The organism is Providencia sp. PROV004 (assembly GCF_011045615.1).
Lineage (GTDB): Bacteria > Pseudomonadota > Gammaproteobacteria > Enterobacterales > Enterobacteriaceae > Providencia > Providencia rettgeri.
Map to the genome: position 1 here is coordinate 2,630,575 of NZ_CP042859.1, position 15,082 is coordinate 2,645,656.

Consider the following 15,082-nt stretch of genomic DNA (forward strand, 5'->3'; position numbering starts at 1 on the left):
AAATGACATCTAAAATATTTATGTTTAATTTTGGTTATTCATTAATTGACTCATTAATTTAGCTTTTTCATTATCAATTAGGTAGTATCTTAAAATTTCATTAGCCATTGAATTTTTATTCAGATACATATAAAAATTATAGAATGATTTTTTATTTGCTGTTTTCAGCTCTTTTAATGAATTATTATTCAATTCCTTCTGGACTAAATTTTTTGGTAACCATAAATACCCAATCGAATTCTCTGTTAATTGAATTGCTAAATCCACATTAGGAACATGAATGGTTTGGATGCTTTTTATACTATCCATATCTGTAGTTCCCAAAGCAATCAATGTTGTTTTTTCCATTGATTTCAATACATTATCAGCCTGGCAATGTTGAAGCTTATGATTTGGATTGGATACAAACACCGCCTCAACTTGCTCAAGGAATATAGGGTTTAACGACTCAACGTAATGGTGAGTAATTAATAAATCATAATTTTTAACTTCAAAAACATCTGTTTTTTTTAATAAAACACGTTTCAAATCAATATCATAATCCTTTCTAGAGCGACTTAACCCCCCAATTTTCTTCAGTATTTCATCACTTTGATATAGTGAATCAATAACAATATTAATTTTATTATTTCCTTCATAATTTAATGATTTAGCAACCTCTTCTAATGAAATTGCTTTATTTGTTACCTCTCTCGATAGCGCTAATAGCTGCTCTCCTTGTTTAGTTAATACTGCACGACGTTTTTCTAAAGAAAATATTTCAATTTCCAATGTTTGCTCTAATTTACTAATGGTGTAGCTAATTGATGATTGTGTCCTATGCAAAATTTCAGCTGCTTGAGCAAAACCACCGTAGTCAACCACTGCCTGTAGAGTTATCCATTGATCTAACGTTGTTCGAGTTTTTTCCATAGAGTCTCCAAGTATTAATCTGGGAGTCATTTTTATTATATAATTAAAATATAGCAATATATTTTATATATCGTTAATAAGTGATTATACATAATGCTTAGTATTTACTCATATGTTTAAAATTATTTATTCTCTTTTTTTTAGTATGTAAGGAATAATTTTTAATATAAAGATTGATTTTATATTTTAAATATAGCCTTACACTTATCATATAATTAACATAAATAACCAATAAATAATTTCAATTTTAAATTAAAAAAATAATAATTTCATAAAGATGAAAAAAAATAATTTTAGAAGAAAAAACCAATACTCAACTATAATTATTGTAAAGCATACAAATAATAACCATAACTGGCTAGTCATTTAATGATGATTTTGTAATGTTATCTACTGCATGGTTGGCTTTACATTAGATAAATAAAAAGGAATATCACAATACAAACATTGAAATAAAGCTGCTTCAGTATATATACTAAGATCTAATTGCATGATTAATGTTACACTGGCTAATTACTGCCAGTGATAATATCATCAGCATAATAATTACTTAAAACGATACGGTTTGATATTTATTAGTTCTAGTTTATCTGATGTTAGGCAAGTAATAATATGAATTCTCGTTCATTCTATAAATACACACTTTTAAATAAAAAAAGCCATTACTTAAAAAGTAATGGCTTAAACACTATTCTGTAAAACTAAACACTAACGGTAGAGATCTTTACGTTGATAAGGTTCTATCTCCCCCTCTTTACGCGTTTTTAATAGCTTTAATATCCATGTGTATTGTTCTAAATTCGGAGAAACCAAATATTCCAGTTCCTCATTCATTCTTCGTGCAATGTACTTATCATCCTTACCATCGATATCATCCATTGGTTCACGGATATAAATATGCAATTGGTGCGTTTTATGGTCATAAACGGGAAATAGCGGTACAACTTTCGCTTTGCAAACTTTCATTAGCCTACCAATAGCAGGTAATGTCGCCTTATATGTACCAAAAAAATCAACAAATTCACTATGCTCTTCACCATGATCTTGGTCAGGAAGATAAAAGCCCCAATAACCTTGCCTAACAGAAGCGATAAAAGGCTTAATCCCCGCCTCTCTTGAGTGCAAACGCCCCCCAAAATGGTATCTCGCTTTATTCCATAAGTAATCGGCAACAGGGTTCTTTTGGTGATGAAACATTGCAGCCATTTGTTGGCCTTTTGCTGCTAATAACATGGCTGGCGCATCAACAGCCCAGCCATGAGGAACCATAAAAATAACATTACTTTGCTGCTGTTTTAAGCGCTCTATAATTTCTTGATTATGCCAATGTGTCCTCGCTAGCGTTTTACTCGCACCACGAAGACATAACTCTGCCAACATGACAAAAGACTGTGGTGCGGTTTCAAACATGCGATCAACTAACTCTTCTCGTTGATGTTCGGTCAATTCCGGAAAACAATAAAGTAAGTTAATTTTGGCACGACGACGGCCACTTTTAGCAAGCCGCCCAACCCATTTTCCTATTTTAGCAAGTAAAGGGTCACGGATCTTAACAGGAATGAAAGCCAATCCCGCTAAAACACCAGCCCCTAGCCACACCCCCCAATATTTAGGTAATAGGTAAGAACGGTGAAAAGTTGGCACATAGCCTTTTTTACTATCAGTGTCTTGATCTTTATTCATGCTGTACTCAAGTGAATAATAGCCATCTTTCTATAGCTTATAATAATAGTTTACGGGAGCATTACAAAGAAAACTGGCAGATACAAGTACCTGCCAGTGATAAAAATAGAAACTTAAATTACTGTAGCTTGAGTTGTGGTTTCGTTTCTTTCACAAGCGCTAAATATTCTTTACGCTCTTTTCCTGTTAAACCACCAGAACTCGGTAATTTTGCGGTGAGTGGATTTACCGCTTGTTGATTTACCCACATTTCAAAATGTAGATGAGGACCAGTCGAACGCCCTGTATTGCCTGATAACGCAATACGATCACCGCGCTTAACTTTCTGGCCTGGCTTAACTAATAATTGACGTAAGTGCATATAACGAGTTGTATATTGGCGGCCATGACGGATTGCAATAAAGTTACCTGCAGCGCCGCTGTATTTTGAAACAATCACTTCGCCATCGCCAACAGCAAGTACTGGTGTGCCAACAGGCATTGCGAAATCCACACCTTTATGCGGTGCTACGCGCCCAGTAACTGGGTTAACTCGCCGAGGGTTGAATTGTGAAGAGACTCTAAACTGCTTAGCAGTTGGAAAACGTAAGAAACCACGTTCTAAACCATTCCCTTCACTGTCATAATAGCGCCCATCTTCAGCGCGAAAAGCATAATAGCTTTTTCCATTCGTTTGTAGGCGAACACCAATAAGTTGGCTCTGTTCACTGCGACCATTAAGCATTTCCCTGCTCATTAATACACTGAACTTATCGCCTTTTTTCAATTTTTTGAAATCAACCTGCCATTGTAAAGCTTTAATTACCTCACGGCCTTCATTACGCGTTAAGCCCGCTTTATTTGTACTTTGCGCAAATGTGCCGTCAACCGTACCGTTTAAAACACTGTTAGTCCATTCACCTTCGCGAATCTGCTTAGCTTCTTCAAATTTGTTTGTCGTCCCAACACGGGTAAATACACGGGTCTCACGGCGAGAAACTTCCCATGTTAATGACTCTAACTCACCCTGATCAGTTAACGACCAATTTAATGACTGGCCTATCTTCAGATTTCTCAGTGATTTATGTTGGTTAGATAGTGTTGCAACGTCACCAGCTTCAATACCGAATTGAGTTAAAATAGTCGTTAAGTTATCACCACTTGCAACAACATATTCATGGACGAGAGGCGCAGCCACTCCTCCCGTCTCTACGGCTTCTGCTTCAGTATCAGCGAGGCCTTCATCTGGTAGCTGTTCACTACTGTCTTGAATTATATCGTCGGTAGCATCACTTGCAGGTAATAATGAAAGCGGAATGATGGTATCCGGTGTACCATCATATTCAGCTGTTGTTGGTACATGAACTGGCCGCCAAATTGCGACGGCCATAGTCGCTACAGTGAGCGTACTTAATACAATTTTGTGTGTTCTAGACAGGCTACCGTATACCTGAGCCAGACTTTTGGCCATTTGCTGCACTTAAACAATTCCTTCTATTTTTAATCCAGGCAGCTGGCGTATTGCTCTGATAATTGAGTCAAAAACTGCATGTAGCTATCCGGCCCTATCGCCAGCCCAATTCCTAGTGGGTCGAGAGTTCCCATTTTCACCCCCGTATTACGTGCTACACTTTCAATCACAGCAGGCCTGAATTGAGGCTCAGCAAAAACACATTGCGCTTTATGCTCAACCAATTGTGTTCGTATTTGATGTAATTTCTGCGCGCCAGGTTGTATTTCTGGGTTTATCGTAAAGTGCCCCAATGGAGCTAATTGATAGTGTTTTTCAAAGTAGCCATAAGCGTCGTGAAAAACAAAATAACCCTTGTTTTTAGCTGGCTGCAAAATACTAGCAATTTTCTGATCATTTTGCGTCATATTTTCTTTGAATTTACGAAGGTTTACGTCTAGCTTATCTTTTTGTTCAGGATAAAGCTCTACTAAACGCTCATAAATGTCTTGCGCAGCAAAATTTGCAATTTCTGGAGACAACCAGATGTGCATATTATACTCACCGTGGTGATGATGTTCGTGATCCTTGTCATGATTAGCTTCATCTCCATGTTCATGGTCGTGTTCATCTTCATGGGACTCTGCCATAAGAAGTGGCTTAATGTTTTTCTGTTCAGCCAATGCTAGGCGTTTATTCTGTGGTAATGTATTGATTGGCTTCTGTAAAAACATCTCCATATCAGGACCAACCCATACGAATAAATCAGCCTGTTTAATTTTTTTCAAATCAGAAGGTTTAAGTGCATAATCATGGGGCGAAGCACCGTCTGGTAATAAAACTTGTGTCTCAGTGACACCATCTGCAATTCCTGCGGCAATAAAGGCCAGTGGGCGTATTGAGGCCACAACATCAGCATTCGCAGCTGATACCATTGTTGCACTTAATACGGAGCTCGCCACTGCTCCAAAAAGAAATTTGCAGGCAATGTTTTTCGATTTATGTATCATAGCAGTCTTTTTCCGTGATTTTGATTTTGAAATGTTATAATATAACACAACATGAATTCTGCAAGATGTTTTTCACATGCAACCATTACTGACTTTAAATAAGATTTCTGTTTCATTTGGCGAAAAACAGGTTCTCAATGATGTTACCTTTGAACTGAATAAAGGTGATATCGTAACCCTTTTAGGCCCGAATGGAGCTGGAAAATCAACAATTGTACGTGTTGTACTCGGGCTACTTGCCCCTACATCAGGTACTATTACGCGTCCTTCTTCTCTCGCTATTGGCTATGTTCCACAAAAACTTCATTTGGATACGACGCTACCCCTTACTGTTAAACGTTTTATGTTATTAAAACTTGGTGTTCGTAAAGAGCATTTGTTACCTGCACTCGAAAGAGTCAAAGCAACGCATTTACTTGAACAACCGATGCAAAAGTTATCAGGCGGTGAAACACAACGTGTTTTACTGGCTCGTGCCCTACTCAATAAACCGGATCTCCTCGTACTTGATGAGCCAGCTCAAGGTGTTGATATCACAGGTCAAGTTGCACTATATGACTTAATCAACCAATTAAGAACTGAGCTTAACTGCGCTGTATTAATGGTTTCCCATGACTTGCATCTCGTGATGGCAAAAACAGATAAAGTACTTTGCATTAACGGCCATATTTGCTGTTCTGGTGCGCCCGATGTTGTTTCAAACCACCCAGAATTTGTCGCTATGTTTGGTTATCGCGGTGCACAACAACTTGGTGTATACCGCCATCAACATAATCATCAACATGATTTAGAAGGCAATATTATTGTTGGTCACCAGCACAGCAAGGACTGCAAACATGATTGAGTTACTATTACCTGGCTGGATAGCAGGCATGCTACTTGCCATTGCGGCAGGTCCTCTAGGCTCTTTTGTTGTATGGCGCCGAATGTCCTATTTTGGCGATACGCTAGCTCATGCTTCATTGTTAGGGGTCGCATTTGGGCTTCTATTAAATATCAACCCATTCTATGCCGTTATTGCTGTCACTTTACTATTAGCCTTAATTTTGGTTTGGCTAGAAAAACGCCCACAACTTGCCGTTGATACTTTACTGGGTATTATGGCACATAGTTCACTGTCTTTAGGTTTAGTCGTTGTTAGCTTAATGGCTAATGTCCGCGTTGACCTAATGGCTTACTTATTTGGTGACTTACTCTCAGTAAGCTATGAAGATATTATAACGATTTTTATTGGCGTTATTGTCGTTTGTGGGTTGCTTTTTTATCGTTGGCGGGCACTTTTGTCCATAACGGTTAGCCCTGAGCTTGCTTTTGTTGATGGGATTAATATTCAAAGACTGCGTTTATTACTGATGTTAGTTACCGCACTAACAATTGGTATCGCTATGAAATTTGTTGGGGCGTTAATTATTACGTCTTTATTGATTATACCTGCAGCAACGGCTCGGCGTTTTGCTCGAACACCTGAGCAAATGGCTTTCATCGCTGTCTTAATTGGTATGATTGCTGTAACCGGGGGGCTAACTTTCTCTGCTTTCTACGATACCCCTGCTGGGCCGTCAGTCGTGTTGGTATCGGCTATTCTATTTGTACTAAGCTTAGCAATAAAAGCGAAAAATTAATTTAAGCTTTAAGCTACATAATTTCAGTCATTACATACTATTTTTAATGCAAATGGCCCCAACATTGAAAACAATGTTGGGGCCATATTTATTCATTTAATATAATTAAATTTCTTTAGGCGTTAAACCAAAGTGGTTATACGCATGAACCGTCGCCATTCGACCTCTAGGGGTACGCTGAATAAAACCTTGCTGGATAAGATAAGGCTCTAAAACATCCTCTATGGTTTCACGCTCCTCCCCAATGGCTGCTGCGAGGTTATCAACACCAACAGGACCACCCATAAATTTATCAATGATAGCAACTAGAAGCTTTCTATCTAAATAATCAAAACCTGCAGCATCGACATTTAACATGTCCAAAGCTTGGTTAGCAATTAGCCCATCAATCGAACCATCACCTTTCACTTGAGCAAAATCCCGCACACGACGTAACAAACGGTTAGTGATACGTGGAGTTCCCCTTGAACGCATCGCAACTTGTAGCGCACCTTCTTCGGTGATATCTAACCCCATATATTGGGCACTACGCTTGACAATATGTTGTAAATCATCAACTTGATAAAATTCTAGCCGTTGCACAATACCAAAGCGATCACGTAATGGTGATGTGAGCGACCCTGCCCGAGTCGTTGCACCAATTAATGTGAAAGGCGGGAGATCAATTTTAATCGAGCGCGCTGCAGGCCCTTCACCTATCATGATATCGAGTTGGTAATCTTCCATTGCGGGATAAAGTATTTCCTCAACAACTGGGGATAATCGATGGATTTCATCAATAAATAGGACATCATGGGGCTCTAAATTAGTTAGCATGGCAGCTAAATCGCCTGCTTTTTCTAATACGGGCCCTGAAGTTGTACGCAGATTAACACCGAGTTCATTTGCAACAATCCCTGCTAAAGTTGTTTTTCCTAACCCTGGAGGGCCAAAGATGAGCAGATGGTCAAGCGCATCGCCTCGCATTTTCGCTGCTTGAATAAATATTTCCATTTGGTCTTTAACCTGAGGCTGACCAATATACTCATTCAATAGCTTTGGCCTGATCGCACGGTCAATAGCTTCTTCATCTGACTGTAATACTTCAGCAGTTATTAGGCGATCAGCTTCAATCATATTAAAATTCTCTCAATCAAAGTGCGGCACGAAGGGCATCACGGATCAATGTTTCAGAATCGCTATCCGGTTTTGCAACTTTACTCACCATTCGACTTGCTTCTTGTGGTTTATACCCTAAAGCAATCAATGCGGCGGCAGCTTCTGCTTCGATATCCGCCATATTGGGAACTTTACTGTTTACATTTGGCAGATTAATGTCGCTATTTGGATTAAATAAATCCCCATTGAGGCCTTTGAAGCGGTCTTTCATTTCGACCACTAAACGTTCTGCGGTTTTCTTACCAATTCCAGGTAATTTAACCAGTGATGCAATAGCTTCTTGTTCGATAGCGGAAACAAATTGTTGAGCAGACATACCGGATAAAATCGCGAGGGCTAATTTGGGGCCAACACCATTTACTTTGATCAGCTCTTTAAATAATGCCCTTTCTTGCTTATCGTTAAAACCATAGAGTAACTGGGCATCTTCACGAACAACAAAGTGAGTAAAAACAATAGCTTCCTGACCAATATCGGGCAGTTCATAGAAACAAGTCATTGGCATATGGACTTCATAACCGACACCTTGTAGTTCTAATAATACGATTGGAGGTTGCTTTTCTAAAACAATACCACGTAAACGACCTATCACATTGAAGCCCTCTATTACTAACTAAACCTTGAGCAGGTTGGTTTATTATCATTAATACTGTTGTTTATACCACAAAAAATGCTGGATGCATATCCAGCTACACGCTATTTATTAATAAGCAATTCTGTTTAAGATAAACTCGCTATCTTAAACGTCCACGAGTTAAAACTAACCGTGGGTCGCCAACTTTTAAAAGATTTTGATTGAAATGGCAATGTGTAATCGCAATTGCCAAAGCATCTGCTGCGTCAGACTGTGGGCTCGCTGACAATTTTAGAATTGATTTAACCATATGCTGTACTTGGCTTTTTTCTGCGGCTCCCGTACCTACAACTGTTTGTTTGACCTGACGAGCTGCATATTCAAATACGGGTATATTCATGTTTGCAGCAGCAACAATGGCCACGCCTCTCGCTTGCCCAAGTTTTAATGCGGAGTCCGCATTCTTCGCCATAAAAACTTGTTCAATGGATAGTACATCCGGTTGATATTGTGTGATAATTTCCGAGACACCCGCGTAAATTCGGTGCAGACGACTTGGTAAATCATCAACTTGTGTACGAATACACCCACTACCTAAATACAGTAGTTGCCGGCCTTGCTGGCGAATAACACCGTATCCCGTAACACGAGAACCGGGGTCAATACCTAAAATAATCGCCATATAAATTTACTTATACCTCTTTATATTAATCATGTTGTTCTAATAAGCTTCATAATACTATCCATCTCATAATACTATCAATTTCAACTAAATAGCTATTTGAATAGCTGATAAAAACTAAAAGCGAGTTAGCTCGTTGATATAGAAGAAAGTATAGCGGATAAGGGAAAGGAAAGAGTAGAAGGCGTTAGAGAAAACAGGCTGCGCCAGCCCGCTTTCTCTACGCGGATTATGCTAAATGACTATGCCGCCATTTAGTGCCTCACAAATTACAGTGTGGCAGCGACTTCGTCAGAAATATCACCATTGTGGTAAACTTCCTGTACATCGTCTGAATCTTCTAACATATCAATAAGACGTAACAATTTAGGCGCCGTTTCAGCATCCAGCTCTGCTTTGGTCGACGGGATCATTGATACTTCTGCAGCTTCACTGGTAAAACCCGCAGCATCTAATGCGTCTTTCACTTCACCAAAAGTTTCTGGCGTTGTGTAAACATCGATTGCACCATCATCATAAGTTTCAACATCATCAGCACCCGCTTCTAATGCCGCTTCCATTATGGCATCTTCATCAACGCCCGGTGCATAAGTGATCACGCCGCGTTTAGTAAATAAGTAAGAAACGGAGCCGTCTGTACCCAAGTTACCACCTGTTTTAGTGAATGCATGGCGCACTTCTGAAACAGTACGGTTACGGTTATCACTTAAGCATTCAACCATAACTGCTGTCCCGCCCGGGCCATAACCTTCATAAATGATGGTTTCCATATTATCGTTATCATCATTACCAACACCACGTGCGATAGCACGGTTTAAGGTGTCACGAGTCATGTTGTTCGATAATGCTTTATCCACCGCTGCACGTAAACGTGGGTTTGTTGCGGGATCACCACCACCTAAGCGGGCTGCTGTGACTAATTCACGGATAATTTTAGTGAAAATTTTACCGCGCTTAGCATCTTGTGCCGCTTTACGGTGTTTGGTGTTGGCCCATTTACTATGACCTGCCATGAAATATCTCCAAAAAACGTCAATAAATAATTAAACAGCAAATTCTAAAATAGCCTGACTATTGCTCCAGGATTTCGTTAAGCTCGCCGCTTCATCAGGGGCTAGCCAACGATATTCGCTGTGTTCCGTCAGTAATGGCATTTTTTCTTCACTTTGCACCATTTTAAACCAATGTTCTTTGCAATGCGTAACATCAGGTGCATAACGATGCCTGAAATGTGGGAAAATTTCAAAGATGATACTGTGCGACAAATCTTGCAGCTGGTTTTGTTCAACCTCAAAACCCGTTTCTTCTTTAATTTCACGACACGCCGTTTCATACGGCGTTTCATCAGGCTCCAAACTTCCGGTCACTGATTGCCAGAAGTCTGGGTCGTCTTTACGTCGTAACATAAGCACCCGTCCACTACTTTGAGCCACAATAATGACTAATACCGATTCCGGGCGCTTATATTTTTTCATTGAACTTACTCTTCGTCTTTCGCAACCACGGCGATAGCGAGCTCCGTCAATGCATCAGGATTCGCATGGCTTGGAGCATTCGTCATTAAACATGCTGCCGCTGTTGTTTTCGGGAAAGCAATAACATCACGAATATTATCGGTTCCTGTTAACAGCATCACTAAACGGTCAAGACCAAAGGCTAATCCTGCGTGTGGTGGCGTGCCATATTTCAATGCATCTAATAAGAAGCCAAATTTTTCACGTTGGTCTTCTTCATTAATGCCTAAAATACTAAATACCGTTTGTTGCATTTCATTGCGGTGAATACGTACTGAACCACCGCCAACTTCGTAACCATTGATGACCATATCATACGCATTAGCAACGGCTTCTTCGGGTTTACTGGCCAATTCTTCAGGTGAGAAATCTTTAGGAGAAGTAAATGGATGGTGCATCGCAGTTAACCCGCCCTCACCATTATCTTCAAACATTGGGAAATCAATCACCCACAGTGGCTGCCAGCTATTTAAATCGGTTAATTCAAAGTCACGACCGACTTTCAAACGTAGCGCGCCCATTGAATCGGTTACGACATTTTTTGCACCCGCACCGAATAACAAGATATCGCCATCAACTGCGCCTGTGCGGTCTAGTAACTGGTTAATCACATCTTCATTCAAGAATTTTGCGACTGGGCTTTGAATACCTTCAAGGCCTTGAGCTCGTTCGTTAACTTTCATCCAAGCCAAGCCTTTCGCACCATAAATACCGACAAATTGACCATATTCGTCGATTTGCTTACGCGTCATAGCAGCGCCACCTGGGACTTTCAGAGCCGCAACACGGCCTTTCGGGTCGTTTGCTGGACCTGAAAACACCGCAAATTCAACACCTTTTACGATATCCGCGACGTCCACTAACTCCATTGGGTTACGTAGGTCTGGTTTATCTGAGCCATAACGACGCATAGCTTCTGCAAAGGTCATGATTGGGAAGTTACCTAAATCAACCCCTTTTACCTCTAACCATAAATTACGGATCATACGTTCCATAATTTCACGCACTTGCTCTGCGGTCATAAACGAGGTTTCAACATCGATTTGGGTAAATTCAGGTTGACGATCTGCTCGTAAGTCTTCATCACGGAAGCATTTTACGATTTGGTAATAACGGTCAATACCAGACATCATCAGCAATTGTTTAAACAACTGAGGTGATTGCGGTAATGCATAAAATTTACCTTTATGAACACGGCTTGGTACTAAATAGTCACGAGCACCTTCTGGTGTTGCTTTGGTTAACATTGGTGTCTCAACGTCCAAGAACCCTTCGTTATCCATAAAATTACGAACAAAGCTGGTGATTTTGGCGCGCGTGCGCAGACGCTCAGACATCTCTGGGCGGCGTAAATCTAAATAACGATATTTTAAACGACGCTCTTCTGTATTCGTTTGGTTGCTATCTAATGGCAACGGCTCTGACTTATTAAAAACATTCAGTTCTTCAGCAAATACTTCAATCTCGCCCGTTGCCATGTCTTTATTTTTTTGGCTATCTGGACGTGCGCGTACTGTCCCTGTGATTTGGATACAGAACTCATTACGCAGCTCTGACGCTTTTTCAAATATGTCTTTACGATCGGGATCGAAGAAAACTTGCACGATACCTTCACGGTCACGCATATCGATAAAAATCAAACCACCTAGATCGCGACGGCGGTTTACCCATCCACTAAGAGTGACCTTTTGGCCTTCGTGAGCGATGTTTAACTGCCCACAATAATTAGTACGCATACAATATCCTTTTACTCAGCTTGTTGTGCATTTGCTTGCTGCGGAAATTTGGCATTTTGCTGAACATTGAGCTGAAAATTCAGAATGTCAAAAAGGCAGACATTATACAGGAAATTCTGTTAGACAAATAGTTACGTATTCTACATAACACGTAAACCATTTTGTTTTTAATCATATTTTCATCAATTATTGTTGTGGCTAATCAACAATAACAAGATTGAATGGCGAGATAGACGCCTATCATGATGATCCTATCGATTTTAAGGGACTATCCGCACCATGTACATATTGCAGCAGAGGTTTATTTTGTTAGTTCGATGTCTTTTTGAGCAAAGTAACATCACTTAATGTTTTCCAATTCAACTATTGATTAATAAATACTTCTTTAATCATTAATCTTTCTATTTCAGAATCGTTACCTTTTTCAGTTTGCTATAATCACAACAGACAGATATAACGCTGAATTAATCACCATCTGCAGTTTAAGGATTGCCCATGAAAAAATTGTTACTTGCCACTTCCATGTTCGTACTACTCGCTGGATGCCAAAACATGAAACCCGCAGAGACTGATAATACAAAAACTTTTTACATCGATTCTTCACTTGCTGATTGTATGGGAGTTGCCCCAATGAAGTGCATGAAAGTGAAAGAAAATCCAAGTGATGACTGGCAACTTTTTTATAGTTCAATTCAAGGCTTCGAATACCAACCAGGCTTCTCTTATACCTTGCAAGTGAAGCAATTTGATGTGCCAAACCCACCCGCTGATGCGCCAAGTATCCGTTATGAATTGGTAAAAATCGTTGAGAAAAAATAATTTTTAAACAATATAATTTAAGTCATTAAGTAATTTTATCATTTTACTTAATGACTCACTTACAGCAATAATTCTCTTATCATCGTTAAATAACAGAGTGGCCATATTATGAGTGCTAAAATCATTGATAAGCTTGGGTTAATCACCTTATCAGATCACAAAATTGCGATGGTACGTTCCCATAATAAAAGTTTGTTTTACATCCCCGGCGGAAAACGCGAACAAGGCGAGACTGATGAACAAGCGCTCTGCCGTGAGATTAGCGAAGAATTAAAACTTGAGCTAGATGCCGCTTCTATCCGGTTTTATGGTGAGTTTATTGGCCCTGCTGATGGAAAAACAGATGGAACGCAAGTCCGTATTCGTTGCTACTTTGCAGACTATCAAGGCGAGCCACACCCTGCTGCTGAGATTGCTGAGCTAGATTGGTTCAGCATTGACGATTTACCGCGCTGCTCAACCACGGCGGTGACTATTTTAACTCGCTTAAAGAAAGAAGGTTTGATCAACTAGAGCATGAGGACTACCCAAAAAAAGTTGTGATTTCATTTGTCTAACGGCTTTTTAGGATTTACAATTCACAAAATATTGTTAATACCCATTACTATAACTTATATTTTTAGGTGTTTTCATAGTTTGATTCGTTTTATGGTGGAGTAAAAAATGGTCAGCTCTTTGTATGCTGTACTGGGTGCCTTACTGCTGCTTAGATTATCCTTAAATGTTGTGAAGCTGCGTAATCAATACCGTATAGCTTATGGTGATGGCGGTTTTTATGAGTTACAAACCGCAATCCGCGTTCATGGTAATGCCATCGAATACATTCCCATCTCATTAATTTTATTGCTTTTAATGGAAATGAATGGCGCACAAGTGTGGATGATTCATATTTGTGGCCTGATCTTAATTGCCGGTCGAATACTGCACTCTTATGGTTTGAAAAATCACGATTACTCATATCGCCGTTCAGGCATGGTAGCAACTTACCTTGCAATGGCACTGATGGTTATCGCCAATACTTATTACCTACCTTGGCTGCAAATCGTTTCATTTAATCTTTAGTTTTTACTCTCTGTAACGGCACAAGTTATTAATGTGCCGCTCATTATTTCATTGCTTATGGATTGATTTTCAGTAGACAGCCTTTCTGATACAATCCTTTACTACTTTTGTTTTTGCTTAATACAGAACTTATGTCAAACTCAGATCCAACCTCAAAAGATCGCCTTTTCTCTGCGCCTATCGCTAACCTTGGTGACTGGCAATTCGATGAAAAAGTTGCTGAAGTATTCCCTGATATGATTCAACGCTCCGTGCCAGGGTACTCTAATATTATTACGATGATTGGCATGCTTGCGGGTCGTTTTGTCAAACCCCACAGCCATGTTTACGATTTAGGCTGCTCTTTAGGTGCAGCAACCTTATCAATAAGGCGTAATATTACAGTAGAAAAAAGCAAAATTATTGCTGTTGATAACTCTCCGGCTATGGTTGAACGTTGCCGCCGCCATATTGATGCCTATCGAGCGGATACACCGGTTGACGTTATAGAAGGTGATATTCGTGATGTAAATATCGAAAATGCTTCCATGGTTGTGCTCAATTTTACTTTACAGTTTCTCAACCCAGAAGATCGCCAATTATTACTCAGTAAAATATATCAAGGGCTACAACCCGGCGGTATTTTAGTCCTTTCCGAGAAGTTTAACTTCGAAGACAAAGAAATCGGTGAGTTATTATTCAATATGCACCACGATTTCAAGCGGGCAAATGGCTATAGCGAATTAGAAATCAGCCAAAAACGTAGCATGCTAGAAAATGTGATGCTCACAGATTCTGTTGATGCACATAAAGCGCGTTTAAAAAATGCCGGTTTTACTCACTGTGAAGTTTGGTTCCAGTGCTTTAATTTTGGTTCACTGTTAGCCATCAAAGAGGTCTAG

General features: G+C 39.6%; 16 protein-coding genes. 6 read left to right on the plus strand and 10 right to left on the minus strand.

What is annotated here, in order from left to right; translation table 11 throughout:
- Positions 1–24: 24 nt before the first annotated feature.
- From FVA69_RS11785 to znuA, 4 genes are all read right to left on the minus strand, one after another.
- Positions 25–912: a LysR family transcriptional regulator gene (locus tag FVA69_RS11785; RefSeq protein WP_110731909.1), complete on the minus strand. Its 888-nt coding sequence runs from the start codon at positions 910–912 to the stop codon at positions 25–27.
- A 708-nt stretch (positions 913–1,620) separates the two neighbouring features.
- On the minus strand, positions 1,621–2,595 hold the full coding sequence (gene lpxM, locus FVA69_RS11790) for a lauroyl-Kdo(2)-lipid IV(A) myristoyltransferase (protein ID WP_004910694.1): 975 nt from the start codon (positions 2,593–2,595) through the stop codon (positions 1,621–1,623).
- 118 nt (positions 2,596–2,713) lie between these two features.
- Positions 2,714–4,054, minus strand: a complete 1,341-nt coding sequence (gene mepM / locus FVA69_RS11795) for a murein DD-endopeptidase MepM (protein WP_004910692.1) — start codon at positions 4,052–4,054, stop codon at positions 2,714–2,716.
- Positions 4,055–4,074: 20 nt separating this feature from the next.
- The gene (gene znuA / locus FVA69_RS11800; protein WP_004910690.1) at positions 4,075–5,034 is read right to left on the minus strand and encodes a zinc ABC transporter substrate-binding protein ZnuA; all 960 of its coding nucleotides are present in this window, start codon (positions 5,032–5,034) and stop codon (positions 4,075–4,077) included.
- Between the two features lie 76 nt (positions 5,035–5,110).
- Between znuA and znuC the strand changes: the two genes are divergently transcribed.
- Positions 5,111–5,878 (plus strand): zinc ABC transporter ATP-binding protein ZnuC, encoded by a 768-nt coding sequence (gene znuC / locus FVA69_RS11805; protein WP_004910688.1) that lies wholly within the window; start codon positions 5,111–5,113, stop codon positions 5,876–5,878.
- Positions 5,871–6,656, plus strand: a complete 786-nt coding sequence (gene znuB / locus FVA69_RS11810) for a zinc ABC transporter permease subunit ZnuB (RefSeq protein ID WP_109911322.1) — start codon at positions 5,871–5,873, stop codon at positions 6,654–6,656. Before znuC ends, znuB begins: the two co-directional genes overlap by 8 nt.
- A 105-nt stretch (positions 6,657–6,761) precedes the next feature.
- On the opposite strand, the gene ruvB is transcribed toward znuB, so the two are convergent.
- The 6 genes from ruvB to aspS form a co-directional block, all read right to left on the minus strand.
- Positions 6,762–7,772 carry a Holliday junction branch migration DNA helicase RuvB gene (gene ruvB / locus FVA69_RS11815; protein WP_004255021.1) on the minus strand — a complete coding sequence of 337 codons (1,011 nt, stop codon included), beginning with the start codon at positions 7,770–7,772 and terminating at the stop codon, positions 6,762–6,764.
- Between the two features lie 16 nt (positions 7,773–7,788).
- A complete protein-coding gene (gene ruvA, locus FVA69_RS11820) occupies positions 7,789–8,406 on the minus strand; it encodes a Holliday junction branch migration protein RuvA (protein WP_004910685.1) in 618 nt (205 codons plus the stop codon).
- Positions 8,407–8,548: 142 nt separating this feature from the next.
- Positions 8,549–9,070 carry a crossover junction endodeoxyribonuclease RuvC gene (ruvC, locus tag FVA69_RS11825; protein WP_164528892.1) on the minus strand — a complete coding sequence of 174 codons (522 nt, stop codon included), beginning with the start codon at positions 9,068–9,070 and terminating at the stop codon, positions 8,549–8,551.
- 269 nt (positions 9,071–9,339) lie between these two features.
- The gene (locus tag FVA69_RS11830; protein ID WP_004255032.1) at positions 9,340–10,083 is read right to left on the minus strand and encodes a YebC/PmpR family DNA-binding transcriptional regulator; all 744 of its coding nucleotides are present in this window, start codon (positions 10,081–10,083) and stop codon (positions 9,340–9,342) included.
- A 30-nt stretch (positions 10,084–10,113) separates the two neighbouring features.
- A complete protein-coding gene (gene nudB / locus FVA69_RS11835; protein WP_110731908.1) occupies positions 10,114–10,545 on the minus strand; it encodes a dihydroneopterin triphosphate diphosphatase in 432 nt (143 codons plus the stop codon).
- Between the two features lie 5 nt (positions 10,546–10,550).
- Positions 10,551–12,320, minus strand: coding sequence for an aspartate--tRNA ligase (gene aspS, locus FVA69_RS11840; RefSeq protein ID WP_123382002.1), 1,770 nt, complete (start codon positions 12,318–12,320; stop codon positions 10,551–10,553).
- A 495-nt stretch (positions 12,321–12,815) separates the two neighbouring features.
- Between aspS and FVA69_RS11845 the strand changes: the two genes are divergently transcribed.
- The 4 genes from FVA69_RS11845 (at position 12,816) to cmoA (ending at position 15,082) form a co-directional block, all read left to right on the plus strand.
- The gene (locus FVA69_RS11845; RefSeq protein ID WP_109911319.1) at positions 12,816–13,139 is read left to right on the plus strand and encodes a DUF4377 domain-containing protein; all 324 of its coding nucleotides are present in this window, start codon (positions 12,816–12,818) and stop codon (positions 13,137–13,139) included.
- A 108-nt stretch (positions 13,140–13,247) separates the two neighbouring features.
- Positions 13,248–13,652, plus strand: coding sequence for an NUDIX hydrolase (locus tag FVA69_RS11850; protein WP_004910675.1), 405 nt, complete (start codon positions 13,248–13,250; stop codon positions 13,650–13,652).
- A 150-nt stretch (positions 13,653–13,802) separates the two neighbouring features.
- Entirely contained in the window at positions 13,803–14,201 is a 399-nt protein-coding gene (locus FVA69_RS11855) for an MAPEG family protein (RefSeq protein ID WP_004255048.1), read from the plus strand.
- A gap of 131 nt (positions 14,202–14,332) precedes the next feature.
- Complete coding sequence (gene cmoA, locus FVA69_RS11860) at positions 14,333–15,082, plus strand: carboxy-S-adenosyl-L-methionine synthase CmoA (RefSeq protein WP_004910674.1); 750 nt, start codon at positions 14,333–14,335, stop codon at positions 15,080–15,082.